Annotated in this window: 22 protein-coding genes, 1 tRNA gene, 1 pseudogene and 1 other annotated feature; of the genes and pseudogenes, 16 read left to right on the top strand and 8 right to left on the bottom strand. The window is 47.5% G+C overall.

Annotated features, from left to right (window positions below):
• The first annotated feature begins 52 nt into the window (after positions 1-52).
• On the top strand, positions 53-841 hold the full coding sequence (locus A4G20_07585) for an enoyl-[acyl-carrier-protein] reductase (GenBank protein QIW16200.1): 789 nt from the start codon (positions 53-55) through the stop codon (positions 839-841).
• A gap of 108 nt (positions 842-949) precedes the next feature.
• A pseudogene (locus tag A4G20_07580) lies at positions 950-2925 on the top strand (exoribonuclease II).
• Positions 2926-3134: 209 nt separating this feature from the next.
• On the opposite strand, the gene A4G20_07575 reads toward A4G20_07580, so the two are convergent.
• A complete protein-coding gene (locus tag A4G20_07575) occupies positions 3135-4121 on the bottom strand; it encodes a hypothetical protein (GenBank protein QIW16199.1) in 987 nt (328 codons plus the stop codon).
• Positions 4122-4389: 268 nt separating this feature from the next.
• Positions 4390-4477, top strand: a binding site (TPP riboswitch).
• Between the two features lie 130 nt (positions 4478-4607).
• On the opposite strand from A4G20_07575, the gene A4G20_07570 reads away from it, so the two are divergent.
• Together A4G20_07570 and A4G20_07565 are read left to right on the top strand one after the other, a co-directional pair.
• A complete protein-coding gene (locus A4G20_07570; protein QIW16198.1) occupies positions 4608-5585 on the top strand; it encodes a thiamine ABC transporter substrate binding subunit in 978 nt (325 codons plus the stop codon).
• A gap of 582 nt (positions 5586-6167) precedes the next feature.
• Positions 6168-7706 (top strand): 2-isopropylmalate synthase, encoded by a 1539-nt coding sequence (locus A4G20_07565; protein QIW16197.1) that lies wholly within the window; start codon positions 6168-6170, stop codon positions 7704-7706.
• 350 nt (positions 7707-8056) lie between these two features.
• On the opposite strand, the gene A4G20_07560 is transcribed toward A4G20_07565, so the two are convergent.
• Positions 8057-8776 carry a fatty acid metabolism regulator gene (locus A4G20_07560; protein ID QIW16196.1) on the bottom strand — a complete coding sequence of 240 codons (720 nt, stop codon included), beginning with the start codon at positions 8774-8776 and terminating at the stop codon, positions 8057-8059.
• A 167-nt stretch (positions 8777-8943) separates the two neighbouring features.
• Here A4G20_07560 and A4G20_07555 point away from each other — a divergent pair, with 167 nt between their 5' ends.
• Complete coding sequence (locus tag A4G20_07555; protein ID QIW16195.1) at positions 8944-10485, top strand: Na+/H+ antiporter NhaB; 1542 nt, start codon at positions 8944-8946, stop codon at positions 10483-10485.
• Between the two features lie 13 nt (positions 10486-10498).
• Positions 10499-11035 (top strand): disulfide bond formation protein B, encoded by a 537-nt coding sequence (locus A4G20_07550; GenBank protein QIW16194.1) that lies wholly within the window; start codon positions 10499-10501, stop codon positions 11033-11035.
• 263 nt (positions 11036-11298) lie between these two features.
• Here A4G20_07550 and A4G20_07545 read toward each other — a convergent pair whose 3' ends face one another.
• The 4 genes from A4G20_07545 to A4G20_07530 all read right to left on the bottom strand — a co-directional run bounded on the left by A4G20_07545 (position 11299) and on the right by A4G20_07530 (position 15720).
• Entirely contained in the window at positions 11299-12063 is a 765-nt protein-coding gene (locus tag A4G20_07545; protein QIW16193.1) for an ABC transporter permease, read from the bottom strand.
• 1 nt (position 12064) lies between these two features.
• Positions 12065-12964: an ABC transporter gene (locus A4G20_07540; GenBank protein ID QIW16192.1), complete on the bottom strand. Its 900-nt coding sequence runs from the start codon at positions 12962-12964 to the stop codon at positions 12065-12067.
• A gap of 8 nt (positions 12965-12972) precedes the next feature.
• Complete coding sequence (locus A4G20_07535; GenBank protein QIW16191.1) at positions 12973-15015, bottom strand: DNA polymerase III subunit gamma/tau; 2043 nt, start codon at positions 15013-15015, stop codon at positions 12973-12975.
• A gap of 162 nt (positions 15016-15177) precedes the next feature.
• Positions 15178-15720, bottom strand: coding sequence for an adenine phosphoribosyltransferase (locus tag A4G20_07530; GenBank protein ID QIW16190.1), 543 nt, complete (start codon positions 15718-15720; stop codon positions 15178-15180).
• A 145-nt stretch (positions 15721-15865) separates the two neighbouring features.
• On the opposite strand from A4G20_07530, the gene A4G20_07525 reads away from it, so the two are divergent.
• From A4G20_07525 to A4G20_07500, 6 genes are all read left to right on the top strand, one after another.
• Positions 15866-16867, top strand: a complete 1002-nt coding sequence (locus tag A4G20_07525; protein ID QIW16189.1) for a nucleoid-associated protein YejK — start codon at positions 15866-15868, stop codon at positions 16865-16867.
• 60 nt (positions 16868-16927) lie between these two features.
• Positions 16928-17320 (top strand): membrane biogenesis protein, encoded by a 393-nt coding sequence (locus A4G20_07520; protein ID QIW16188.1) that lies wholly within the window; start codon positions 16928-16930, stop codon positions 17318-17320.
• Between the two features lie 140 nt (positions 17321-17460).
• The gene (locus A4G20_07515) at positions 17461-17655 is read left to right on the top strand and encodes a hypothetical protein (GenBank protein ID QIW16187.1); all 195 of its coding nucleotides are present in this window, start codon (positions 17461-17463) and stop codon (positions 17653-17655) included.
• Positions 17656-17714: 59 nt separating this feature from the next.
• Positions 17715-18293 carry a hypothetical protein gene (locus tag A4G20_07510; protein ID QIW16186.1) on the top strand — a complete coding sequence of 193 codons (579 nt, stop codon included), beginning with the start codon at positions 17715-17717 and terminating at the stop codon, positions 18291-18293.
• A 172-nt stretch (positions 18294-18465) separates the two neighbouring features.
• Positions 18466-18888 carry a hypothetical protein gene (locus A4G20_07505; protein QIW16185.1) on the top strand — a complete coding sequence of 141 codons (423 nt, stop codon included), beginning with the start codon at positions 18466-18468 and terminating at the stop codon, positions 18886-18888.
• Positions 18889-19851: 963 nt separating this feature from the next.
• Positions 19852-20466, top strand: a complete 615-nt coding sequence (locus tag A4G20_07500; protein ID QIW16184.1) for a hypothetical protein — start codon at positions 19852-19854, stop codon at positions 20464-20466.
• 305 nt (positions 20467-20771) lie between these two features.
• On the opposite strand, the gene A4G20_07495 is transcribed toward A4G20_07500, so the two are convergent.
• A tRNA-Leu gene (locus A4G20_07495) sits at positions 20772-20857 on the bottom strand.
• 196 nt (positions 20858-21053) lie between these two features.
• Between A4G20_07495 and A4G20_07490 the strand changes: the two genes are divergently transcribed.
• The 4 genes from A4G20_07490 (at position 21054) to A4G20_07475 (ending at position 23916) form a co-directional block, all read left to right on the top strand.
• Positions 21054-21683: a lysogenization regulator HflD gene (locus tag A4G20_07490; GenBank protein ID QIW16183.1), complete on the top strand. Its 630-nt coding sequence runs from the start codon at positions 21054-21056 to the stop codon at positions 21681-21683.
• 17 nt (positions 21684-21700) lie between these two features.
• Entirely contained in the window at positions 21701-23068 is a 1368-nt protein-coding gene (locus tag A4G20_07485; protein ID QIW16182.1) for an adenylosuccinate lyase, read from the top strand.
• An 81-nt stretch (positions 23069-23149) separates the two neighbouring features.
• Positions 23150-23635 carry an acetyltransferase gene (locus tag A4G20_07480; protein QIW16181.1) on the top strand — a complete coding sequence of 162 codons (486 nt, stop codon included), beginning with the start codon at positions 23150-23152 and terminating at the stop codon, positions 23633-23635.
• 5 nt (positions 23636-23640) lie between these two features.
• Complete coding sequence (locus A4G20_07475; GenBank protein ID QIW16180.1) at positions 23641-23916, top strand: hypothetical protein; 276 nt, start codon at positions 23641-23643, stop codon at positions 23914-23916.
• 55 nt (positions 23917-23971) lie between these two features.
• Here the strand turns inward: A4G20_07475 and A4G20_07470 are convergent, their stop codons facing one another.
• On the bottom strand, positions 23972-25837 hold the full coding sequence (locus A4G20_07470; GenBank protein QIW16179.1) for a signal peptide peptidase SppA: 1866 nt from the start codon (positions 25835-25837) through the stop codon (positions 23972-23974).
• Between the last annotated feature and the right edge of the window lie 27 nt (positions 25838-25864).

The raw sequence follows: 25864 nt of genomic DNA, 5'->3' as shown, positions 1-25864 counted from the left end.
ATAATCCTGCCACTTGCCATTGGGGCAGAAATCAAATTAAGAGGAAAACACTATGGGCTTTTTAGCTGGTAAACGTATTTTAGTCACAGGCCTTGCAAGCAACCGTTCTATTGCCTACGGCATTGCCAAATCCATGAAAGAGCAGGGGGCAGAGCTGGCCTTTACCTACTTAAATGATAAATTAAAATCGCGTGTTGAAGACTTCGCCAAGGAATTTGGTTCAGACATCGTGTTGCCATTAGACGTGGCCACCGATGAAAGCATCCAAACCTGCTTTGCAGACCTTAGCAAAACTTGGGATAAGTTTGATGGCTTTGTCCACGCCATTGCCTTTGCTCCAGGCGATCAGTTAGACGGCGACTACGTTAATGCCGCCACCCGTGAGGGCTACCGCATTGCCCACGACATCAGTGCCTACAGCTTTGTAGCCATGGCCCAGGCTGCTCGCCCCTTCTTAAATCCAAATGCGGCCCTCTTAACCCTGTCTTACTTAGGGGCAGAGCGTGCCATTCCAAACTACAACGTGATGTGCTTGGCCAAGGCCTCCCTTGAAGCGGCCACCCGTGTGATGGCAGCCGACCTGGGTAAAGACGGCATTCGTGTAAACGCCATTTCAGCCGGCCCAATCCGCACGCTTGCAGCTTCTGGTATTAAGAACTTCAAGAAAATGCTAGCTGCCTTTGAACAAACAGCTGCTCTTAAACGTACCGTAACCATTGAAGATGTGGGTAACTCAGCCGCCTTCTTATGCTCTGATTTAGCCTCAGGTATTACCGGTGAAATCGTCCATGTGGATGCAGGCTTTAGCATCACAGCCATGGGTGAGTTGGGCGAAGAGTAATCTTTGTGCAGGCCTTGCAAAAAATAAGGCTTTTTATACCGCTTATATCCTCCCATCCCTGCTCTAATTATAGGGCAGGGCATTTTTATTTATAGAGAATTAAAATTAATGTTTCAAAACAACCCCCTACTTGCCCAATTAAAACAGCAAATGCACGACAGCAAGGAATTTGTTGAAGGCACGGTCAAAGGCACGGACAAGGCCTACGGCTTCTTAGAATGCGAGAAAAAGAGCTACTTTATTCCCCTCAAGAAATGAAGAAGGTGATGCACGGCGATAAGATCAAGGCTGCTGTGATCAAGGATGGTGATAAGGAACAAGCCGAAGTGGACAGCCTCATTGAGCCTATGCTGACCCGCTTTATTGCACGGGTCAAATTCGGCCGTGAGGGCAAGTTGCAGGTGGTGGTTGATCACCCTAACATCAAGGCACCAATCGGAGCCAGCCAGCAGAAGAAGGTGGCGGAAAAACTGCAAGAGGGCGACTGGGTGGTGGCTGAACTCAAGACCCACCCTTTGCGTGATGATCGCTTTTTCTTCGCCCAAATCACCCAGTTTATCTGTAGCAAGGACGACAACTTCGCTCCTTGGTGGGTTACGCTGGCCCGCCACGAGCAGCCCCGTGAACCCGTGGCCAATGAGGCCAGCTATGAGTTGCACGATGAATTAGAACGTGAAGACCTAACCAGTCTTTACTTCACCACCATCGACAGCCCAAGCACCCAGGATATGGACGATGCCCTTTATATCGAGCCACTTGAGACCAAGGGCCAGCAAACAGGCTGGAAGCTGGTGGTAGCCATTGCCGACCCAACGGCCTATATTCCGCTGGATTCCAAGATTGAACAGGCCGCCCGCCAGCGTTGTTTCACCAACTACCTGCCAGGCTTTAATATCCCAATGCTGCCACGGGAATTATCAGACGACCTCTGTTCCCTTGTGCCAAATGCCAAACGCCCAGCCCTGGTGGCCTTTATCGAAACCGATTTAAGCGGGGAGATTGTAGGCGAGACTCGCTTCACCTCTGCCTGGGTCGAGTCCAAGGCGAAACTGGCCTACGATAATGTGTCCGACTACCTAGAGGGCAAGGAAAAGGCCTGGCAACCAGAGGAGGCGGAGACCAAGCAACAAATCGACTGGCTCCACCAATTCACCCTGGCCCGAATTGACTGGCGTAGCAAAAACGCCCTGGTCTTTAAGGAACAAGGCGATTACAGTTTTGAGCTAGCAGAAGATGGCGAAGTGACCGATATTCACGTGGAATACCGTCGCATTGCCAACCAGATGATTGAAGAATCGATGATCATTGCCAATATCTGTGCCGCCCAATTCTTGGACAAAAACGCCCAAACAGGGGTCTTTAACACCCATTCAGGCTTTGATCCTAAGAACCTAGAAGCTGTGCAAGCCTTCTTGCTGGATACCCTAGCGACCGATGAAAACCGAGCCGAATTGGCAGAGCGTTACAGCCTAGAGGCCTTACAAACCCTAGATGGCTACTGCCAAATGCAGCGGGACATTCGGGATTTCCCTGAAAACTTCTTGGAACTACGTTTACGCCGTTATTTGACCTTCGCCCTCTTTAGCAACACGGTGGCCCCGCACTTTGGCCTGGGCATTAGCCACTATGCCACCTGGACTTCACCGATTCGTAAGTATGGCGATATGGTCAATCATCGTCTGATTAAGGCCTGTTTGCGTCAGCAAGCTACACCGCCTGTAGAGGAAAGTATTTTGGCCCGCCTGCAAGAGGCTCGCAAGCAAAACCGTATGGTGGAAAGGGATATTGCCGACTGGCTCTATGCCCGCTATTTGGCCCCGAAAGTGGAGCAGAATGTGGAATTTGAGGGCGAAATTGCCGATGTTTCCCGTGGTGGCCTACGGGTGCGAGTGATTGAAAATGGTGCGTCCATCTTTGTGCCTTTCTCCACCCTCCACGACAACAAGGAGGAAATGGACTACCGCCCAGAGGAAATCGCCCTCTATATCAAGGGCGAAAAGGCTTACCAAATTGGCCAGGCTGTACGGGTAAAATTGACTGAAGTTCGCCTAGAAACTCGTTCTATTGTGGGGAACTTGGTTTAAATAAGCTAGGACACGCCCTAGGGGCTGTTGATAATTTAATTAAAGTTAGTTAAATCCCCCCCCTCCGCCTTCGGCACCTCCCCCCGCAAGCGGGTGGAGGGAAGTTTCCCATCAATATTTTGTGTAACTTTCGCTCCCTCCGCTTGCGGGGGAGCTGCCCGAAGGGCTGAGGGGGGAATTATCAATAGCCCCCTTGTTATTTTATGTTATTACAGCAAACCCAGCACCTTGCGCCCATTGGTACTGGCAATATTAACCATCTCATCCAAGTGGGTAAAGCGGCAGCCTGCCGAGAGTAGGCTCAACTCCTGCCACATATCGCCCTCGCAAAGCGGTACCATATAGTCGCAGATATTGTCCGTGCCAATGGCCACTGTAATGCCCTGGGGGATCATCTCATCGGCAGGCGTTAGGGCATTATGGAAGGGCATAAGATCTTCCTTGCGGTTACTGTCGATCCAGGCCATAGGGCAGGCGATCATCATCATATCGCAGGCCTTCATTTTCTGATAAAGCATCTGACGGTATTCTTTGGAATGGGCGCCAATGGAAATGCCGTGAATGCCGACCACTCGGCCCTGCATGCCGTGCTCCATGGCCTTATCGCAAAGCTGCTCGGTTTCTTTTTCGGTTGGGGTGTTGAACTGATCGACGTGAACATGCAACATCTTGCCCTGGGACTTGGCCGTCTCCATCAAAATATCCATGGCCTCCAGGCCCTTGCCGTAGTCCAATTCATCCCGATAGGGCAGGCCACCAATCATATCCACCATTTCCGAACCAATATCAAACCACTTGCGGGCGGTCGGTTCAATCACCCCCTTGAGGGTTTGGTTGGCGAACTTGAGGATGATGTCGCTCTTATAAACCTCTCGGGCCTTGTGGGCGGCAATAATGGCCCGATCTTCACAAATTTGGTCGATGTCCACAAAGGTGCCAAAGGCCGTCACCCCTTGGGAAATCATCAGCTCAATGGCCTGGCTAAAGCGGCGGTAGTAGTCGTCCACGCTGGATTGGCGCTTAACCTCATCCACCAAGTCCCACTTTTGTTGCAGGTTGGCATTTTGGTAGATAGTGATTTTTTCAGGCGTCATGGTAAAGGCCCGGTCGGCGTGGGCATGGGCATTGACCCAACCGCCTTTTTTAATCACTTCATCACGAATATGGCTTTTTAGGGTGCGAATTAACTGGCTCATGGTTTTCCTCTAAATTTGCAAATTTTTATCAAATCCTGCCCGCTTGTAGGCGAAAAAAAAGATCTCAAACGAGATCTTAATAAGGGGAAAATAAAAAAATAGCCAAGCCTCGGATAGCAAGGCTTGGCTGTGAAAATTTGGTGTCTTTAGCGTGTTTCATCTTATTTTCCCGTTGAACAAACGGGTGCCTAGTATAAAGGTTTTTGCCAGAAAAGCAAACGGTTGCGGAAATTTTCTTGTGGTTTGTTTACATTTTATTTACAATGTGGCGTTCTCAATGGGGTGCGCAAGCTGAGAAATACCCATAGAACCTGATCTGATTAGCATCAGCGTAGGGATTTGAGACAGTGCTTTTTCTGTTTTAAATCCTTCTAAATTATTGATGTAGGGTGGGCATCCCTGCCCACCGTTCAAAGGAATATGAAATGGTGGGCAGGGATGCCCTCCCTACAGCTCACCCATTTTTTACTTTAGAAGGAACACACCATGAAACGCTCTTTATTCGTGCTTTCAAGCCTTGCTCTTGCCACAAGTGCATTTGCCAGCCAACCCACCTTAACCGTTTACACCTACGACTCCTTCACCTCCAAATACGGCCCAGCCCCGCAACTTGAACCGCTTTTTGAAGCCCAATGCAAGTGCGATCTGAAATTTATGCCCTTTGAAGATGGGATTACCATGTTCAACCGCATTCGCCTAGAGGGCAAGAAAACCAAGGCGGACGTGATGTTGGGCCTGGATAATTTCGCCATGGGCGAGGCGGAAAAATCAGGATTATTTGTTGAGCATGGCCTAAGCAGCCAGGCCGAACTGCCAGAAGCCTGGATCAACCCGACCTTCTACCCCTACGACTACGGAGAATTTGCCTTTATTTACAATAAAACCAAGCTAACCAACCCACCAAAAAGCCTCAAAGAGCTGGTTGAACGCCAAGATCTGAAGGTCATCTACCAAGACCCCCGCACCAGCACGGTTGGCCGGGGCTTGCTCTATTGGGTCAATACAGTCTATGGCTCACAAGCGGCCCAGGCCTGGCAAAAACTTGCAAAACATACCGTTACCGTGGGCAAGGGCTGGTCGGAAACCTATGGGGCCTTTCTCAAGGGCGAATCGGATTTAGTGCTAAGCTACAGCACCTCACCGCTCTACCATCAGTGGCACGAACAAAGCCAGGACTATGTTGCCGCCAGCTTTGAAGAGGGCCATTTGGCACAAATTGAAGTGGCTGCCATCACCAAAACCAGCAAGCAGCCTGAATTGGCCCGTCAGTTCCTGACCTTCCTACAAAGCCCAGAAGCTCAAAAAATCATCTCCTTTAATAATGTGATGAAGCCTGTGGTGAGCAGCCAGGCCGATCCGCTCTTTAAAACCCTCCCGACTTATCCAGCGCTGAAATTCAGCCAGCCAAGTCCAGAAGTGATTAAGGAATGGTCAAATACCTGGCAGCAAGCGGTCAGTAAATAAAAAATTTTCACAAAAAATTAACATCTGCCTTTTGTCTAAAAGAGGCAGATTTTTGCCATAAGGATTAAATAAATTAGCATAAAATCTCGCAAAAGGGTTTTTATGAAAAATAAAATCTTTTTGTGAAAAGGGAAATGGCCAGTTAAACGTTTGCTTTTAATATAAAATGCTATTGACAGGGCTTTTTTAAGCGGTAATATAGCTCCCACATTAAAACATATGCAAACACACACAAGACAATGGTAACACGTATTTCTTCCCTCCTCCTGCTTCTGACCTTGCGTACCTCGGTGCGTGGTTAAGTGGTGAGGAAAAGAAATTGACTATCCATATTTGCCCGCACCTTGCGGGCTTTTTTATTTGAAGCCTCCACTCTCCAATTCCCTCCCCCGCTTGCGGGGAGGGCTAGGGTGGGGGATTTGCCGACAGGCAAAGTATGGTTTTGCAAAATTTTGAGATTTTTGCCCCGCTTGCTATGTAATGTTTTCTTGCAACTTCGTTGCAATCCCCCTCCCTAACCCTCCCCGCAAGCGGGGGAGGGAATAAGCTGAGAGGTCGAATTTATATTAAGAGAGGATCCCTATGAGCAACAACGTGATTATTTTTGATACCACCCTACGTGATGGCGAGCAGTCCCTAAAGGCCAGTTTGACCGTGAAAGAAAAACTGCAAATCGCCCTGGCCCTTGAACGCCTGGGGGTGGATGTGATGGAAGTCGGCTTTCCTGTTTCTTCGGCAGGCGATTTTGAGTCAGTTCGCACCATTGCCCAACATATCAAAAACAGCCGGGTTGCCGCCCTCTCCCGTGCGGTGGACAAGGACATTGATGCCGCCTATGAAGCCCTCAAGGTGGCCGAAGCCTTCCGTATCCACACCTTTATCGCCAGCTCCGCCCTCCATGTAGAAGCCAAGCTCAAACGTTCCTTTGATGATGTAGTCGCAATGGCTGTCGCTTCCGTTAAGCGAGCCAGAAACTATACTGATGATGTGGAGTTTTCCTGCGAAGATGCGGGCAGAACAGGTATTGATAACATCTGCCGTATTGTGGAAGCGGCTATTTCTGCGGGTGCGACTACAGTAAACATTCCTGACACCGTGGGCTACTGCCTGCCAAGTGAATACGGCAATATTATCAAAGAGGTGCGTAACCGTGTGCCAAACATTGATAAGGCGGTAATTTCTGTTCACTGCCACAACGATTTAGGTATGGCAACGGCCAATTCACTGACTGCGGTGCAAAACGGGGCTAGACAGATTGAATGTACCATCAACGGTATCGGTGAACGGGCGGGCAACACGGCCTTGGAAGAGGTTGTAATGGCCATTAAAACCCGCCAAGAACTTTTTGGCATTGACACCCGCATTAACACCCAGGAAATCCATCGTGTTAGCCAGATGGTCAGCCAGCTCTGCAATATGCCAATTCAGCCCAATAAGGCCATTGTTGGCTCCAACGCTTTTGCCCATTCTTCAGGTATCCATCAAGATGGTATGCTCAAACACAAAAATACCTACGAAATTATGTCGCCTGAAACCATTGGCTTGAAGAAAGAGAAACTCAATCTGACTGCCCGTTCAGGCCGCGCTGCCGTGAAAGGCCATATGGCCGATATGGGCTACACTGAGGCCGATTACGATTTAGACAAGCTCTATGAAGCCTTCTTAAAACTGGCCGACAAGAAAGGCCAGGTTTTTGACTATGACCTAGAAGCCCTAGCCTTTATTGATATGCAGCAGGGCGATGAAGACCGCCTAGTGCTAGATAAACTTTCCGCCAACGTAGCCAGCGAATTTCCAGCCACCGCCTTTGTGCAGGTGGAATTAGACGGCCAGAAACTGAGCAAGGTATCTGTCGGCGGCAACGGCCCAGTAGATGCCACCTACAATGCCTTGATGGACTTGACTGGTCTTGAGCTAACCATGTCCCACTACAACCTCACTGCTAAAGGCGAAGGTGCTGAGGCCCTAGGCCAGGTGGACATTGTGGTGGAACACGAGGGCCGTAAGTTCCACGGCGTGGGCCTAGCAACCGACATCGTGGAAAGCTCAGCCCGAGCCCTTATCCACGCCATCAATGCCATTTACCGCTCCCAGCGAGTGGCGGGTTTGAAGAAGAAGTAAGAGGATTTATGATGGCGCCAGCGTCTTCGCTGGTGCCTTTTTGTTCGAGAGGTCTGCGGCACCAGCCTGGAGGCTGGCGCCATCTAGGGTGCTTGAATTTTACAGGGAAGTTTTAAAGCAAAAATGATGGCGCCAGCGTCCTCGCTGGTGCCTTTTTGTTCGAGAGGTCTGCGGCACCAGCCTAGAGGCTGGCGCCATCTAGGGGTAAGAAATAGTATTTTTTGATTATGCTATCTAAGAATAACCCCATACGAGCCGTATGGGGTTATTTATATAAGCCGTTCCACGGCTTGGAGCCACAGCGTGGCTCAAATAAATAACCTAGCACGGCTCGTGCTAGGTGCAATTAATTATTCAAACAATTCCGACAACTTAGGCAACAACTCCGCCCAAAGGTGCAGGCATTCTTGGCGGTTGGCTAGAATGGCGGGGGAGACCCGTTGATATTGGCCGGTTTGACAGATTTCACGCAGTTCCTTGTAGAATTTGAGGTTGATGCGGCGGGCTTCAGGCTTTTGGAAATAGACCGAGCTGACCCGTTTATAAAGGCCCTTGAAGGTGTTAAAGATAAGGCCATAAACAGGTTTATTGGCAATAAAGGTAAATTGACGGAAGATAAACCAGTCAAATTCCATATAGGCTTCGGGGTTGTCTTCTAATTGGTCTAATTTTTCAAAGAGGCGGAGGCTGTCGGCTTGGTTGTGTTTGATGGCTTCAGTGATGTAGTATTCAGACATTCGGGTGCGGAGGGAAACCACATCGCCCACAATCAGGGCGGCAGAGCTGGGGTTTAGTTGGATCAAGGTTTCAATTAAATTGGGGCCAGCTGTTTCCCAAATATTATTAACCTTGGTGGCCTTGCCGTGTTGGATTTGCAGCCAGCCATCTCGAGCCAAACGCTGTAAAACCTCTCGCAGGGTGGTGCGGGTCACGCCTATTTTATCGGCCAAATCACGCTCGGCTGGCAGGTCTGAACCTGCTGGGAAGTGCTGGTTCCAAATGCTCTTGATGATGTATTCTTCGGCAAGGGCGGCTGGGCTTTGGGCTTTTAAAATAGGTGATTTATCCATTACAAACATTCCATGGTCTGATTAAAGTTTCAGCGAATAATTTAAAAAAGTGTGACGTATTTAACAAATATCAAAAACTTATTACTCTAAAGCAGTTCACGCTATTATCGTTTAATCTAATCTATATTACAATCACGATATTAATGTTTATTTTTGGAGTATAGACTGTGTCATCGTTTAATGTGATGTTTAAAACCTTTCTGGGCAATACGCCTGAATGGTATAAATTGGCCATTATTGCCTTTTTAATTGTCAATCCTTTACTATTTTTCTTTGTGGATCCCTTTCTCGCTGGCTGGGTTTTGGTAGCCGAATTTATTTTTACCCTGGCCATGGCACTCAAATGCTACCCCCTCCAACCAGGCGGTTTATTGGCCATTGAGGCCGTGGTGATTGGGATGACCAGTCCACATCACATTAAAGAAGAAATTATGGCCAATTTTGAGGTTATCTTGCTCTTGATGTTTATGGTGGCAGGTATTTTCTTTATGAAGCAACTCTTACTCCACCTCTTTACCAAGCTCATCATAAGTATCCATTCTAAAAAGACCCTTTCCCTAGCCTTCTGTTTGAGTGCCGCTTTTCTTTCCGCCTTCCTTGATGCCCTAACGGTAATTGCGGTTATCATCAGCGTAGGCATGGGCTTTTATGGGGTCTATCACAAGGTGGCCTCAGGCAAAAATTTTGAGGATTCGACTGACATCACCAATGATGAACAGATCATCACCAACAAGCAGGTCTTAGAGCAGTTCCGTGGCTTTTTACGCAGCCTACTTATGCACGCTGCTGTGGGTAGCGCCCTGGGTGGGGTGATGACCATGGTAGGCGAGCCGCAAAACCTGATCATTGCCGAACAGGCCAGTTGGAGTTTTGGCGAGTTCTTGCTGCGGGTAGCGCCTGTCAGTGTGCCTGTCTTTATTTGCGGCGTGGCCACCTGCTACTTACTAGAAAAATACAAATTATTCGGCTATGGTGACCGCTTGCCTCGTAAAGTTTGGCTGGTTTTAGCCCGCTATAATATTTCCAGAGAGCAAAAAATGACCCAGCAAGATCGCTTCCGCTTGATTGTGCAAGCCATTGCGGGCATCTGGCTCATTATCGGCTTGGCCCTACATTTGGCAGATGTGGGCATTATCGGCCTAACCATCATCATCATCTGCACCGCCTTCTGTGGCGTAACGGATGAACACGCCATCGGCAAGGCCTTCCAAGAATCCCTGCCTTTTACGGCTCTCTTGGTGGTTTTCTTCTCCATTGTGGCGGTTATCATCGACCTGAAATTATTTGAACCGATCATCAATTTCGTCCTGTCTTCTGAACCAAGCTCACAACTGGCCCTGTTCTATATCTTTAACGGCCTTCTGTCTGCCATTTCAGATAACGTTTTTGTTGGCACGGTTTACATCAACGAAGCCAAAACCGCCCTGACCAGTGGCGTGATTAGCCGTGAACAGTTCGACTTAATTGCCGTGGCCATTAACACTGGCACCAACCTGCCATCGGTTGCCACCCCGAATGGCCAGGCTGCCTTCCTCTTTCTCTTAACGTCTTCATTGGCGCCCCTTATTCGCCTTTCTTATGGTAAAATGGCCTATATGGCCCTGCCTTACACCATTGTATTAGCCCTGGTTGGCTTTATTGGTGTGGAATGTATTTTGCCGAGTATTACCTCCTTGATGGGGTCTTGGGGCTGGTTAATTATGCGTTAAGAAGGAAAGAATTATGCTAGGTTTTTTCAAACAAATTTCAATGCAGCGCAGCAGCTGGTTCCTGCTGGTCGTCAGTGCTGCTGCCCTTGAGGCCACCGCCCTTTATTTCCAACACGGCATGGGGCTGGTGCCTTGTGTGATGTGTATTTATGAACGCCTAGCCTTATTTGCTGTCCTGGGGGCAGGCCTGATTGGCCTAATTGCCCCCCGCTGGCTCATTATCCGCTGGCTGGCCCTGGCCCTAGGCTTATTTGGCGCCATTAAAGGCCTATCGCTTGCCCTCAAGCATACCGACTACCAACTTAACCCCTCCCCTTGGAACCAATGCCCCATTAAGGTCGATTTCCCTTCAACCCTGCCGCTCAATGAATGGCTGCCTAGCGTCTTTGAGGCAGGCGGTATGTGCAGCAAGGTGGAATGGCAATTCCTAGGCTTTTCCATGGCCCAATGGCTGATCGTGGTTTTTGGAGCCTATATTTTGGTCTTGGGCTTAATGTTGATTAGCCAGTTTAAGGCCATCAGAAGCAAACAACGGGATCTCTTCCGTTAATTTGCAAAAAAGACCCAAAAAGAAACCGCTTGTAGATCTACAAGCGGTTGTTTTTTTCTGGTTTTTTGCAAGTTCTAGGAGGATTGATACTCCCCCCTCAGCCCTTCGGGCAGCTCCCCCCGCAAGCGGAGGGAGCGAAAGTTATACAAAATATTGATGAAACTTCCCTCCACCCGCTTGCGGGGGAGGTGCCGAAGGCGGAGGGGGGCAATTTAGTACTCAAAGTACTCAAAGTACTCAAAGTACTCAAATTACCAATAATCCTAGGATCTCAACCCCACACCCTTTTCAATCAAGCGGTAGGCAATACTATATAAAATCACAAAAAACACACCCAGCACGGCAAAGGTATAAACAATATCCACATCGCTTTGGCCTAAAAAGCCATAGCGGAAGCCGTTAATCATATAAACAATGGGGTTGAATTTGGAGACTGACTGCCAAAAATCAGGTAGAAGCGAGATAGAGTAGAAGACCCCGCCCAGGTAGGTCAGTGGTGTCAGCACAAAGGTGGGGATGATGCCGATGTCGTCAAAATTGCGGGCAAAGACGGCGTTGATCAGGCCGCCCAGGGCAAAGGTGATGATGGTCAGGAGCATAACGGCGTTGATGATAAGCCAGGAATGGATCTGGTAGTCCACAAAGCTCAAGGTAATCAGGGTGACCAAGATCCCCACCAGGCCGCCACGGGTGATGCTGCCTGCAATGTAACCCCAAATGAGGGTATGGGTGGAAAGGGGCGAAACCAGCATTTCTTCAATGTTACGCACAAACTTGCTGAGGAAGAAGGAGGAGGCCGTGTTGGTGTAGGAGGCCGTGATGGCCGACATCATAATCAGGCCTGGGGCGATAAACTGCATATAGCTGACCCCGTTCATCTCGCCGATCCGCTTGCCTATCAAGGTGCCGAAAATCAGGAAGTAGAGGGTGGTGGTGATCATAGGTGGAACCAAGGTTTGGCGCCAGATCCGAAGTACCCGTTTGGCCTCTTTGATGGCCAGTGTATAAAATCCGATCCAGTTTTGCATATCAATCTTTCATCTTCATAAAGAGTTCTTCAAGGCGGTTGGACTTGTTGCGTAGGCTCAAGACCTCCGCACCTTGTTGGCTAAGTTGTTGGAAGAGCTTGTTGAGCCCTTGCTCCCGCTGAACTTCCACCTCAATCGTGGTGTCGTCCAGCCATTCAAGGGGGTAATCCTCAATTACAAGCGGTTTATGTTGGGCCAAATCTAGCACAAAGGTCTCACTTTCCAGTTTGGCTAAAAGAGCCTTCATGGAGGTGTTTTCCACCAATTTGCCGTTTTGAATAATGCCAATATGGCGACAAAGGTTTTCGGCCTCTTCCAAATAGTGAGTGGTCAGAATAATGGTCGTGCCTTGTTGGTTAAGCTCCCGCAAGAAATCCCAGAGGGAGCGGCGCAGTTCAATGTCCACGCCAGCGGTTGGCTCGTCCAAAATCAGCAGGCGAGGGTTGTGCATGAGGGCGCGGGCAATCATCACCCGCCGCTTCATGCCGCCAGACAGTTCCCGAATCAGGGCATGGCGTTTTTCCCAGAGTTCCAGCCGCTTAAGCCAGTATTCGGCTCGCTCCAGTGCTGTTTTTCGGCCAATCCCATAATAGCCAGCCTGATAAATGAGGATATCAATAACCTGCTCGAACTGGTTAAAGTTAAACTCCTGCGGCACCAGGCCAATCTGTTGTTTTAATTGGACTTTTTGCTTGTCCAAGTCAAAGCCAAAAACCTTGACCGAGCCGCTGGTTTTATTGACCAGGCAGCTAATAATCCCGATGGTGGTGGACTTGCCCGCTCCATTGTGGCCTAGGAGGGCGTAAAAATCCCCATCTTCAACAGTCAAATCAATGCCTTTGACCGCCTGAACCCCTCGGGGGTATTGCTTGACCAGTTGTTTGATTTCAAGTGCGTACATAGGTTTCCTTATTTTTCGGCCACGGCCCGAATGGTGGACTCATCCAGCTCGGCTCCAAAGGCTTTTTTAAGCAGGGCCAGTTTAGGATCGGCATGAAGGGCCGTTCTGGCCTGCTGGGTCAGCTCCTCAAAAATCTGGCGGCGGAGTTCAAGCGGGGTTTTATCTGCATTGGCTTCGCCCACTCTTAATTGGTAGTCAAATCCTTGTTTTTCCAGGGCTTGAGCCAGGCTTTGGCGAGTGTCGTCATTATTCAAATGGGCCATGGAAGGGTTGAGGACCAAATTTAAGTGCTTGTCGGATTTTTGGCTGACATAACTGTTGAGTGCCAACTGGCGGGGCAGGCCGCCTAGGTTGAGCTGACTAATGAGCCGGCTCCATTCATCTCGCTCACAAGAAAGGGCGATGGTTTTGCGAACCAGCTCGGGCGTGCGTTCCTGCAAGATGGCTTGCTTGATGTCGGAGGGTTTTTCTTCCTCGACCTCGTGTTCTAATTCGGGATTGAGCCAGGTCCAGCGGTATTCTTCATCGCTTGGTGGCGGGGCAGGGCGGTGGCTGGCCGCAGGCTTTTCCTCGGCTGGGGCAGCCAGGGCAGCAAAGCGTTCCTGCAAGTTGAGCTTGTCGGCCTTTTTGCTAGGCGCTTTGGAGCTTATTGGGTTTAGTGGCTCAGGCTTTTTTTTTTCGCCTTCTTCAGCCTTTTGGGCCAATTCTTCACGCTGGGCTTGGAGCTGTTGGCGAGCCTTTAGGGCTTCCAAGGCAGGCGATGTGGCGGTGTTTTTTTGTTCAGCTAAAGCGGTGGCTTCAGGCGGTTTTTTTGCAAATTTTGCCGCATTTTGCCCCGCTTGCTGTGGTTCAGGCTGGGCTTGTGTCGCTCCCAAGCGTTCACGAATGGCCGCAATATTGTCTTGAGGATTAGCCACAGGCTGGCTTGGGGCAGGCGGCTGAACAGGGCTTGGCGGGGCAAGTGGCATTTCAATCACCCGCTTAGGGTGGAAGGCCAAGGCTCGCAGAAAGGTCATTTCCACGCCGGAACGCTGATCTGGCGCTAAAGGCAGCTCTTTCTTGCCCGTTAGCATAAGCTGATAGAAAAATTGCACATCTTCAGGGGCAATCTGCTTGGCCAAGAAGTGCAGGGGCGTTTCCTCCTCATGGCTATGAGGCAGGAGCTGCAAGAGGGCAATTTGGTGCAGGGTTTGGGCCACATCGCTTAACAGCTGTTGCCAGTCCACGCCCTTTTCCGCCACACTTTGTAGAACAGCCATAGCCTTTTCGCCATCGGCCAGGGCCAGGGCTTGTACAAGTTCCAGCGGCTGATGATCATCAATCAAGCCCAGCATTTGCTGCACGGTGGGCAGGGTGATGTTGGCATTGCTCACTGCAATGGCCTGATCGGTCAGGCTCAAGGCGTCCCGCACACTGCCGTTGGCGGCCTTGGCTAATTTTTCAAGGGCTGGCAGCTCAAAGGGGATCTGTTCTTCTTGTAAAATAAATTCAAGATGGCTGCGAATTTGCCCCGCCTCCAAGGCACGCAAATGGAACTGCATACAGCGGGAGAGAATGGTTATAGGCAGCTTTTGCGGATCGGTGGTGGCCAGCAGGAATTTGACATACTCTGGCGGCTCTTCCAAGGTTTTGAGCAGGGCATTAAAGCTGTGGCGAGAGAGCATATGCACCTCGTCAATCAGGTAAACCTTAAAGCGGCCGACCGTGGGCTTGTATTGCACGTTGTCCAAGAGCTCACGGGTGTCTTCCACCTTGGTGCGGGAGGCGGCATCAATCTCGATGAGATCGATAAATCGCCCCTCTTCAATGGCCTTGCAGTTGGCACATTCGCCGCAAGGGTCGGCTGTAATGCCGTTTTCGCAGTTCAGCCCCTTGGCAAAAAGGCGGGCGATGGAGGTCTTGCCCACCCCTCGTGTGCCTGAAAAAAGGTAAGCATGGTGCAGCCTGCCTTCACGCAAGCCGTTTTCAAGGGCTGACAGAACATGGCCCTGCCCCACAACCTGAGAAAAGCGTTGCGGCCGCCATTTGCGAGCAAGAACTTGATAGGACATAGTTACCTTTTTTCAGTTATTGAAACTTATGATGATAGCGCCAGCCTCCAGGCTGGTGCTCATAAGCGAGATTAAAGCACCAGCCTGGAGGCTGGCGCTATCCTAATCTATTAACAAGCGGGGTAAATTTGCAGGTTTTTTGCAAATTAATACCGCTTGTTTTTAATGCCCGTCAAAACTCACCAGCGTGAAAGACTCAATCCCACTTTGGCTTAAACGTTCAGCACCACCAAGGGCAGGCAACCAAATCACAAAAGCGGCATTTTCCACTGTGCCACCCAAGCGGCGGATAAGTTTTGCGGTGGCTTCCACTGTGCCGCCTGTGGCCAAGAGGTCATCAATAATTAAGACTTTATCGCCCTCTTGCACTGAATCAGTGTGGATTTCAAGGGTGTCTTCACCATATTCAAGCGAGTAGGATTGAGAAATCACCGCACGAGGGAGTTTTTTCGGCTTACGCACCAGCACAAAAGGCAGACCAAGGGCCAAAGCCACAGGCGCACCAAAGATAAAACCGCGGGATTCTGTGCCGACAATTTTGGTAATGCCCTTGTCTTTAAATTCGGCCACAATGGCATCGACAGTGGCTTGGAAGGCGGCTGGGACTTCGAGTAAAGAGGTAATATCACGGAAAATAATGCCCTCTTTCGGGTAATTTGGAATAGATTTAATAGACGATTTAATTAGCTCAAGTTGCTGAGTCATTGGAGGTACCTAAAAACAAAGAAAAATACTTGAGGAATGTAGCAAAATTGGGGGAAATTTCAAGGGCAAAGGGCAAATTTATTTGTCAGATGGCAAGATTTCACGCAAAATAGTCGCCTATTTTTGCCAAGTTTGAGATAAGAAAATGAGTATTAACGTTACTGAAATTGTGCTGCACCAGCTTCACCAAGAAGAGGCGGAAACCCCAACATTGACCACCATTTTGCGTGAAGACCTGCTGGCCATTAGCCCTGAAGTCGAGCAAATGATGTTGCAGCTCCACCAGGCCTACCAAAGCAAGGCCAAGGCTTACGGCCTCTTTCAAGAAACCTCGGTCTTTGCCCAGCGGCTCAACCGCCTTTTGGAAGGGGAAAACGACTTCCTGCCCTTCAGCCACAGTTGTGCCAAAATGCTGGCCACTGAACTGGCCAAATATCCCTTTGCCGCAGGCGGCACTTTTATTCTTTGTCGCTACAATTTCTTGGCCACTGACTACCTCTTTATCGCCCTGATCGACAGCCGATCTTCCATGTTGGTGGACGAAAAATTGGAGGTCAAACGCACCCAATATTTAGACATCACCCAATACGACATTGCCTGCCGCATTAACTTAACGGAGCTTAAAATCAACGCCCAATCCAACCGTTACTTAACCTTTATCAAGGGCCGAGTGGGGCGTAAGATTGCCGATTTCTTTATGGATTTCCTCGGCGCAGAAGAGGGGCTGAACCCGCAACTGCAAAACCAAACCCTGCTCCAAGCCGTTAGCGATTATTGCGAACAGGGCGAACTCAATAAAGAACAAAAACAGGCCGTGAAAAAGCAGGCCTTTGACTACTGCAAGGGGCAAATCAACAGCGGGGAAGAAATTGCCTTGGGCGAGCTGTCTGCTGCCCTGCCAACCCTGAATGAACAGGACTTCGCCCAGTTCACCGAAAGCCAAGAATATGGCCTAGAAGAAAGCATTCCGCCTGTACGCAATGCCCTGAAAACCCTGACCAAATTTTCAGGCTCGGGCAAGGGGGTCACCATCAGCTTTGATGCTGAATTATTGAGCCAACGTATCATTTGGGACGAACTAAATGATACATTAACCATCAAAGGATTGCCGGCCAACTTGCGTGACCAGTTAGAACGCAATAAATAATGGCATTTTTCAGCAAGTTTCGGTATGATTTGCACAATTTTTAAAAGAAGGTTGATAATAATGAAAATGAAGTCCGTTTTAGCCATCGCATTACTCGCCCTTGGTGTCAGCAGCTGTTCAACGGTAAAAAAAGTGGTCTATCGCATTGACGTGCCGCAAGGCAACTATCTTGAACAAGACCGTGTGGACTTGCTCAAGGTTGGCATGAACCAAGAACAGGTGCTCTATGTTTTGGGTTCCCCTCTCTTAAAAGACCCTTTCGCCCCTAACCGCTGGGATTACGTTTTTATCAAACGCCAGGGCCATGAAGAGCCAATCCAACGCACGCTTTTGGTCTACTTTAACCAACAAGGCTTGGTCAGCGACATTCAGCTCGACAAACCCATTGAAAAAGAAGCCATGCCAGAGCCAGTTGAGCTAGAAAGTAAAAAGAGCTGGTGGAAGTTCTGGTAGCGTGAACTTAAACAAGCGGTCAAATTCGGCAGGAAATTTGCAAATTTCCCTCTAAATCTAGCCGCTTGTATATGCTGTTATTCAAGGCCTGTTTTGCTTAAAGAGAGCGGAATGGGCTTTTTTGTTTTGAGGGATATATAATGAAAGTAATCATTTTATTTATAAAGGTTTTAACTTTGTCTATATTAGGTTCTCTTTTTATGTATCTTATTTTTTGGGTAAGAGGAGTTGTTAAGGCAGATTTTGGTGAGTTAATTCGCTTTTTATTAGAGCTTACGCCTATGCTATGTATAACTATATTTTTGTCTCTTTGGTACAAGAAATATCATTCTTGATGTTATTGGGTTATGGTTTATTACCAGTGAGAATACTGGCGGAATCGGAGAAATAAATAATGAAAAACAAACCGTCAAAAGAAACACAAAAATCTCTTGATAAATATCAAGAGATTTACGAGAGAAATCCCAGTCTAAGAGCTTTGGACGCAAGTTTAGATGGAGATCTGAATTTTTTAGACAAGATATTCCTTATAAATAAAGAAGTGGGATTTTTAGATATAACTCCATCTGAGAAATGGAATTGGCTACATAAAATCTTATTAGGATTTGATGCGAATAGCCCGTCTAAACACGTAGTAAGTTTTTTTATAAGTAATGGTGTAGAGGTCAATGCTCAAGATGTATATGGAATGACGCCCTTGCATTACGCAATGCGTTCAAAAAATATTGAGGCAGCAAAAGTATTGTTAGAGGCTGGAGCTGATCCTAATATTCCTAATCAGGATAACCTAATACCATTAAGAATGTGTATCCGTTATCCAGATAGATTGGATTTACTAGAGTTAATGCTAAAAAGTGGCGGTAATGTTCATTATTTTAATGGAGAAGGGTATTTGCTAGAACAATTAAAAGATTTTAAGGGGAAAGATCCAAAGTATAAGGATTTTTTTGAACTATTAAATAAATATGCTTAGTTTTTCTCTCGAGAGCGACAGCCTCCAAGCTGGTGTGGGGATATTTGTAATACAAGCGGAAAATTATGTTTAATATTTTGCAATTTTTAGCCTTAGTTTTACCGCTTATATTTGTCACCAGCGAGAACGCTGGCAATATTAGAGATAAATAAGATAAAAACGGAGAACTAGAATGAATTTACAAAAACGAACGGAAGGCCTGCTTAAGGCAGAGCCTCAAAAACGCATAGATTTTACCATAAACAGATTTTGCGACAGCGGAGAAATATGGGCCTTGCAGTCTAATAAAGATGGGAAATTTGTGCAGTATATTGATAAAGATGGCCGTATTCTCTTTCCTCTTTTTCCGGAGATAGAATTTGCCCAATTATATCAAACCAATGAATGGTCAGATACGACACCTGTTACCTTTGAAATTGGAGAATTCTTTTATGAGCTGGTGCCTTTCTTAAATGAACATAAGGCTCATTTTTCTATCTTCCCAAGCCTTGACCTAGATGAATTAAATATATTAACCCCAAATTCTTTTGCTCTAAAATTACAAGAAGTCTTGGATGAAAGTTATGGGGAATATTATGAATTGGACTATGTGTAAGAGGTGGTGGTCTGCTTTATAAGCACAAAAAAGCCTTTAAGAAGTTTTAAGCTTCTTAAAGGCTCTCTTTTGAGTTTTCTAGTTGGTGCCTTAGGGTCGGACTCGAACCGACACGCTTTATGGGCGGCGGATTTTGAATCAAATGTGCAGGGGTATATTTTCCTAAATAGACCAAAACGCCTCCAACTCTAGGTGTACCTAGCCAATACATCCAAGAATATTCTGTCGAACATATAATCGACAACAACGATCCTACACACTTTTTCAAGTTTGTAAAGCCTGAACATAGAAAACTTCAGGCCTCATGTGTAAAAATGTGATCAGCTTCTAAAAATAGTGGAGTGGTTTCATTTCTTGATAGAATACGCTTTGAGAGAGTAAAAAATGACATATAGGGCTTGAATAAAAATATAATATCCTTACAATAATCCTACAGGGTGGATACAGGGACTCTACCATAGAGTCGCACCCCGCTACTTCAGATTAATGGAGTTTGTCCAGAGCATAGCAATAGCGTCCTGCCCTACAATCGGTATTTTCGATTGTAGCTGAGCCCTAACCAAGCTAGATTGGTTAGGGCGATATTTAAGCCACACTCTTAAAAAGCAAATTCACAGAACTTCTCAACATTTGCGATTGCATTTATTAGTATTTGTGTTAAGCTAAGTTCAGGGTCAGTTTTCGCTGTTTAACGGTGTATAATGAATGTGTCATTACTGGCTTTAAAATATTATGATCTTTATTGACTTTTAAGTCATAAGATCATAGTATAAGTAAAAAGGTAGCGTAGCCTTAATAACGCAATGAGTTGTTGGCTCATCGTCAATCTGAAATTAATCTAGGATGTAAAGGCCTAGCGGTGGCAGGCACCAGAAAACTCTGATATTGATCTAGGATGTAAAGGCCTAGCGGTGGCAGACACCAGAATAAACCAACAATTTGAGCCCACTTTATGTGGGCTTAATGCTTTATAGTGTAAAAGAAAATAGTATGGCTAATAAATTTGATGGATATAAAAGATTAGACTTTAATGAGTCAAAAAAATTTGAATATAACTTAAAAGCTATTGAAAATGCCGCATCATTCTTCAATATTCATTTTCTCAACAAAGAAGTGATTTATAAGACTAGGAACGAAGAAGTTTCTATTGTCTTTAATCGTACTAACTTTATGCATCTTTGTGGCGTTAAATATGAAGATGGAGCAGCAGAGTTTTTTAATTTGGCCTTAAGGAAGCAAATAAATTTTGATAAGGTTTTTATTAAGAAAGATGGTACAACATTTCAAAAGTTATCTGCATTGAACTCTATTGAGTTTCTCCTTCAAAAAGACATTAGCTTATCTGAAGGAACTATATATTTAAACTTGTCATTTGATAAAGCATTACGAACGAAGAAAGAAATTATTGCATTAACATTAATTGATGCAGATAATGTATTTATACCGCAATCTTTACTTAATTTGAAATTTATGAAGAATTTCCCTAGAGGAAATAATGTGGTTGGCATACAATCTATTCATTTACAAGATAAATCAGTTATTACTTATTTTCCCAAGGACGAAATAGAAAATAAATAATCATATTCTCTATCGACAGGGTAAATGTCTCCTCGGTCGTTAAACATAGCAGAGATCCGTAAGGCTGCCAGGCCAGCTTATAATGAGAAAGATTGGCAAGTTAGGCAACGGCTAACAACGGGGAGCTTTTAGCTCCCCATCCTTTTTCCTCCTACAGCAAATTCACTGAATCCCTTAACATTTCTACATCATGCTCAATGTAACCAAGGGTTTCGCATTCATGATTAACGATCGTATGCCTAAATAACAAAAAAGCCTTTAAGAAGTTTTAAGCTTCTTAAAGGCTCTCTTTCGTGTTTTCTAGTTGGTGCCTAGGGTCGGACTCGAACCGACACGCTTTATGGGCGGCGGATTTTGAATCCGCTGCGTCTACCGATTTCGCCACCCAGGCAACGTAGAAAACGAGGAGAATTATAGGGGCTTAAACCCAGGCTCGCAAGCAAAATTTGCCAAAACTGCATTGAGTGCCTTAATTTTGGGCATTTTTGCAAAATTTCACAAAAATTTAACCGCTTGCTTAATCATGCATTCAAAAAAGAGGGAAAAAATGCTATGATTTGCCCCAATTTTTTCTGATTTAACCCAAAATGGCCAATTATTACGATATTTCTATTGCTTTGGCAGGTGTCTGCCAGTCGGCGAGTTTAGTTCAGCAGTTTGCCCACAAGGGCACGGGCGACCGTGATGCCTTTCGCACCCTCCTAGAAAGCCTTCTTGTCACCCAGCCCGATTCCAGCCTAGCGGTTTATGGCGACAATCTTGCCAATCTCAAACAGGGGCTTGAAACCATGCTGGCACAGTTTGGTGGCGGCTCGGGTAAGTTGGACACCGAAATTGGGCGTTACTGGATTAGCCTCCTGGCCCTTAGCCGTAAGCTGGATAAGAACCCAGAAGCCAAGGCTGAACTGGTGCAACGCCTGGCCCAAATTGAACGCCAATTGCCCCTTTATGAAAACGATATTTTAAGCGAGCAGATGATTTCTAACATCGCTTCCATTTATTCTGACATCATCAGCCCGCTGGGCAGCCAAATTCAGGTCTTTGGAGCCAGAGATACCCTTTCTCGGGTCGATATTCAAAACCGCATTCGTGCTGCTCTCTTGGCCGGCATTCGGGCAGGCATCTTATGGCAACAGGTCGGCGGCAGCCGCTGGCAGTTCTTTCTGGCCCGCAAGAAAATCCTGGCCCAGGCCCAATCTTTTTACCAATCTATCTAATCCTTGGAGAATTTTACATGCAACTCAATGCTTTAACCGCCTTATCGCCGATTGACGGCCGCTACCAAGATAAGGCTTCCGCCCTTCGTCCGATTTTCAGTGAATTTGGCCTACTAAAATTCCGTGTTGAGGTGGAAGTGCGTTGGCTACAAAAATTGGCCTCTCACCCACAAATTGGCGAAGTTTCTGCTTTATCTGAAAAAGCAAACGATTACCTCAACTCTCTTGTGGCCAATTTCTCCTTGGAAGATGCCGAGCGGATTAAAACCATTGAACGCACCACCAACCACGATGTGAAGGCGGTGGAATATTTCCTGAAAGAGAAGAGTGAAGCCCTGCCAGAGCTGCAAGCGGTCAGCGAATTCATCCATTTTGCCTGTACTTCTGAGGACATCAACAACCTCTCCCACGCCCTGATGCTCAAAACCGCCCGTGAAGCGGTACTTTTACCTGAGTGGAAAAAACTGATTGATGCCGTGGCCGAACTGGCCAAACGCTACCAGCACATCCCCCTTCTTTCCCGCACCCACGGCCAGCCAGCCAGCCCAACCACTATTGGTAAGGAAATGGCCAACGTGGTTTACCGCCTGCAACGCCAATATAAGCAGCTAGAGAACCTGGAAATCCTAGGCAAAATCAACGGGGCAGTGGGCAACTATAACGCCCATTTATCAGCCTATCCTGAAATCGATTGGCACAGCTTTAGCCAGGAATTTGTGACCTCTTTGGGGGTGAACTGGAACCCTTATACCACCCAAATTGAACCGCACGACTACATCGCTGAATTCTTCGATTGCGTAGCTCGTTTCAATACCATCATCATCGACTTCGACCGTGATATGTGGGGCTATATTGCCCTCAACCACTTCAAGCAACGCACCATTGCCGGCGAAATCGGCTCCAGCACCATGCCGCACAAGGTTAATCCAATCGACTTTGAAAACTCCGAGGGCAACCTAGGCCTGGCCAATGCAGTGATGGCTCATTTAGGCCAAAAATTGCCAATCTCCCGCTGGCAGCGTGATTTAACTGACTCCACTGTCTTGCGTAACCTTGGCGTGGGCTTGGGTTATGCCCTGATTGCCTATGCTTCCACCCTGAAAGGCGTAAGCAAGCTAGAAGTGAACGAGCAGCACTTATTGGATGAGTTGGATCAGAACTGGGAAGTGCTAGCTGAGCCAATCCAAACGGTTATGCGCCGCTACGGGATTGAAAAGCCTTATGAAAAACTCAAAGAACTCACACGTGGCAAACGGGTGGACGGCCCAGCCATGCGTGCCTTTATTGATGGCCTGGCTCTGCCTGAAGCGGAAAAAGCCCGCCTCAAGGAAATGACCCCAGCTAGCTATATTGGCTATGCGGTGGAGTTGGTTGAAAAACTCTAAGCCTTAACCTGCAAGCGGTTCAGCCTTTGCAAAAATCTGCAAGGGCTGGGCCGCTTGTTTTATGTAATTTAAGGGAAGAATATGCAGTTTACTTTGGAAAAATTTACTGACACTGATTTTGACGATTATTTCAAATTAGTAAGTAATATTGATGTGATGGCAATGATTACAGAGCGGGCTTTGTCTGAAGCTGAAGCGAGGGCTGACTTTGCTCAGCTCCTATCAGAGAATTCCCTTCATTCGGATTTAGGCCATTTCAAAATTATCGAACATTCAGGTAAATTTATGGGTTTGGCGAAGCTGTGTTTACTGAATAAAAATAGCCTCGAGGCTGAACTAGGCTATATGCTTTTGCCACTATATTGGAGGCAGGGAATCGGGAGCCAAGTAGCCAATCAGCTGTTGAACCTTGCCAAGCAAAAAGCAGAATTAAATGGATTATTTGCGATTATTGATCCGAAAAATCTTGCTTCTCGTAAAATTCTTGAAAAGTTAGGCTTTCAACATAAAGAATTTAAGGATTTTGATGGTTTACCTGGCGAGATACTTACCCTTAACTTTTCGTAAAATATATGCTTTATTGGATCCTCAGCTATTTCCTTCTCGTTAATCTCATCAGTTTTTCTCTGGTGGCCCTGGATAAAAAACGTGCGAGAGCCAACCAGTGGCGGATTTCAGAAAATGCCCTGCTGACCTGGTGCTTGGCAGGCGGTTTTATCGGCACCTACTTGGCCATGAAATATGTACGCCACAAAACCAAGCACGGCTATTTTATGGCAGCGGTGGTGATTTCGGCGCTTGGTTGGGGATTGTTGCTTGAGCGGCTTTGGCATTTGGCAGGGGAATAAGCAAGCGGCTCAAAACCTGCAAGTTTTTGCAAATTCTGAACCGCTTGTAGCTTGATTATTCCATTCTTCCGCAATTTAGACAATACAGATAGGTCTGTTTTGGATCATTAAATTGTTTGAGTGTTTGTGTCTGCTTATCTAGCGCTTGGGCAAGAGGTAGATCAAGCAAGTTGGCCAAACTTAGCTGGATACTTGGTTTTAAGCCCCGCATCAGGCCACCAAAAAGCGAGTCGTCTTGTTCCACAAACCATTGTGGACGGAACTGTTCAATGTCAGGCTGGCCCTGGGTTTTGCGTGCTTGGTTGATGAGGTCTTTCAGTTCTTGATAGGCCAGATCAAAATCGCCTAGTTTGTCCACCAAGCCCAGTTCAAAGGCCTGTTGGCCTGTCCAAACCTGGCCTTGGGCCACCTTGTCCACCTCGGCCTTGCTCATGTTCCGCCCACGGCTGACCAGGTTCAAGAAGCGGTCATAACCTTCTTCAATGCTAACCTGAATAATCTGGCCCTGTTCCTTGTTGAGGCTTTTCAGTACGCTCGTGCCAGCCAGAGGCGAGGTGGCCACGCCATCTTGGTGAATGCCCAGGTTTTTGGCGGTTTTCTCAAAGGTCACCATCAGGCCGAAAATGCCGATAGAGCCTGTAATAGTGTTGGGGCTGGCGATGATCTTATCGCTGGTGGCCGCAATCCAATAGCCGCCCGAGGCTGCCGTTCCACCCATAGAGGCTACCACGGGCTTGCCTGCGGCTTGGAGTTCATCAACTTCTTGGCGAATGAGTTCAGAAGCCATGGCACTGCCGCCTGGGCTGTTGATGCGTAAAATAACCCCTCTCACGGTTTCGTCTTCACGGGCCTGACGCAGCAGGCTGATTACCGTGTCGCTGCCTGCACTGCCTTCATCACTTTCGCCCCAAATAATAGCTCCTTCCACGTTGATAATGGCAATTTTATGCGGTGCCCGCACCTTAAAGCGATCGGAGAGCTGGCTGCTGTAGTCATTGAAATCAATGTGCTTAAATTCGCCCTCGTCATCTTCGCCGAATTGCTCAATCAGGCTTTGGCGCATGGCCTGGTAGCCAGCCAGGCGGCTGACCAAGCCTTGCTTGAGGGCATATTGGGCCGTATCGCCCTGGGCTGCCTTGAAGAGTTCAAGGTAGCGGGCTGGGGCTGGCACAAGGTCTTCAGGCTTGAGCTGGCGGTTTTGAGCAATTTGTTCCTTCATATTGGCCCAGAGCTGATTGACCCAGAGGCTGGTGTTTTTACGGGCTTCGGCCGACATATCGTCCCGAATAAAAGGTTCAACGGCTGACTTGTAGGTGCCGACCCGAAAGATATGCGGCACGGCCTCAATCTTATCCAGCAAACTTTTGAAGTAGAGGGTGGAGTAGTTGAGGCCTTCCAGTTCGACAAAACCTGCTGGATTGAGCAGGATTTGATCGGCAAAGCTGGCCAGGTAATACTGGGCCTGGCTGTAGGCCTCACCGATGGCAATCACGGGCTTGTTGGCCTTCTTGAAATCTTGAATTTCCTTGCCAAGAAAGGTCAGTGAGGCCAAGTCTCCGCCCTTAAAGCGGCTGAGATCCAGCACCAGGCCCGTGATTTGATCATCATATTTGGCTTGAGCCAGAGCCTGCACAACATCAAAGGTGGAGATTTTAGCAGGCTCATCATCGCCCAGTTCGGACTTCAAAAGGCGGCGAAAATCGCCAAATTCATCGTGATTATCGGCCAAATAGCCGTCTAAATTCAGCAATAAGGCCCCTTGGCTAAAGCCTGCAGGACGCTTGGAGGCTCCGCCCTCGTCTGAACCAAACAGGCTGGCCAGGGAAAAGCAGAACATCACAAAGAGAATAAAAAAGAGGCTCATTACCCCTTCTCGGATACAACGCAGGATCTTACACAGGACTTTTAGGGCTTCTAGCATGGCACTTCCTTAATCTGGCAAAAATTA

This window comes from Pasteurellaceae bacterium RH1A, from assembly GCA_012221805.1.
Taxonomy (GTDB): domain Bacteria; phylum Pseudomonadota; class Gammaproteobacteria; order Enterobacterales; family Pasteurellaceae; genus RH1A.
The sequence above is the reverse complement of the archived record's forward strand: the minus strand, read 5'-3'. Positions and strand labels throughout refer to the sequence as shown.

Bases quoted from the DNA above. Each gene is read 5' to 3' on its own strand.
- A4G20_07485 (QIW16182.1), top strand. From the start codon at position 21,701: ATGCAACTCAATGCTTTAACCGCCTTATCGCCGATTGACGGCCGCTAC.
- A4G20_07525 (QIW16189.1), top strand. From the start codon at position 15,866: ATGAGTATTAACGTTACTGAAATTGTGCTGCACCAGCTTCACCAAGAA.
- A4G20_07475 (QIW16180.1), top strand. From the start codon at position 23,641: ATGCTTTATTGGATCCTCAGCTATTTCCTTCTCGTTAATCTCATCAGT.
- A4G20_07575 (QIW16199.1), bottom strand. From the start codon at position 4,121: ATGAGCCAGTTAATTCGCACCCTAAAAAGCCATATTCGTGATGAAGTG.
- A4G20_07505 (QIW16185.1), top strand. From the start codon at position 18,466: ATGAATTTACAAAAACGAACGGAAGGCCTGCTTAAGGCAGAGCCTCAA.
- A4G20_07470 (QIW16179.1), bottom strand. From the start codon at position 25,837: ATGCTAGAAGCCCTAAAAGTCCTGTGTAAGATCCTGCGTTGTATCCGA.
- A4G20_07545 (QIW16193.1), bottom strand. From the start codon at position 12,063: ATGCAAAACTGGATCGGATTTTATACACTGGCCATCAAAGAGGCCAAA.
- A4G20_07535 (QIW16191.1), bottom strand. From the start codon at position 15,015: ATGTCCTATCAAGTTCTTGCTCGCAAATGGCGGCCGCAACGCTTTTCT.
- A4G20_07500 (QIW16184.1), top strand. From the start codon at position 19,852: ATGCTTTATAGTGTAAAAGAAAATAGTATGGCTAATAAATTTGATGGA.
- A4G20_07560 (QIW16196.1), bottom strand. From the start codon at position 8,776: ATGGATAAATCACCTATTTTAAAAGCCCAAAGCCCAGCCGCCCTTGCC.
- A4G20_07480 (QIW16181.1), top strand. From the start codon at position 23,150: ATGCAGTTTACTTTGGAAAAATTTACTGACACTGATTTTGACGATTAT.
- A4G20_07540 (QIW16192.1), bottom strand. From the start codon at position 12,964: ATGTACGCACTTGAAATCAAACAACTGGTCAAGCAATACCCCCGAGGG.
- A4G20_07570 (QIW16198.1), top strand. From the start codon at position 4,608: ATGAAACGCTCTTTATTCGTGCTTTCAAGCCTTGCTCTTGCCACAAGT.
- A4G20_07520 (QIW16188.1), top strand. From the start codon at position 16,928: ATGAAAATGAAGTCCGTTTTAGCCATCGCATTACTCGCCCTTGGTGTC.
- A4G20_07585 (QIW16200.1), top strand. From the start codon at position 53: ATGGGCTTTTTAGCTGGTAAACGTATTTTAGTCACAGGCCTTGCAAGC.
- A4G20_07530 (QIW16190.1), bottom strand. From the start codon at position 15,720: ATGACTCAGCAACTTGAGCTAATTAAATCGTCTATTAAATCTATTCCA.
- A4G20_07510 (QIW16186.1), top strand. From the start codon at position 17,715: ATGAAAAACAAACCGTCAAAAGAAACACAAAAATCTCTTGATAAATAT.
- A4G20_07490 (QIW16183.1), top strand. From the start codon at position 21,054: ATGGCCAATTATTACGATATTTCTATTGCTTTGGCAGGTGTCTGCCAG.
- A4G20_07550 (QIW16194.1), top strand. From the start codon at position 10,499: ATGCTAGGTTTTTTCAAACAAATTTCAATGCAGCGCAGCAGCTGGTTC.
- A4G20_07515 (QIW16187.1), top strand. From the start codon at position 17,461: ATGAAAGTAATCATTTTATTTATAAAGGTTTTAACTTTGTCTATATTA.
- A4G20_07565 (QIW16197.1), top strand. From the start codon at position 6,168: ATGAGCAACAACGTGATTATTTTTGATACCACCCTACGTGATGGCGAG.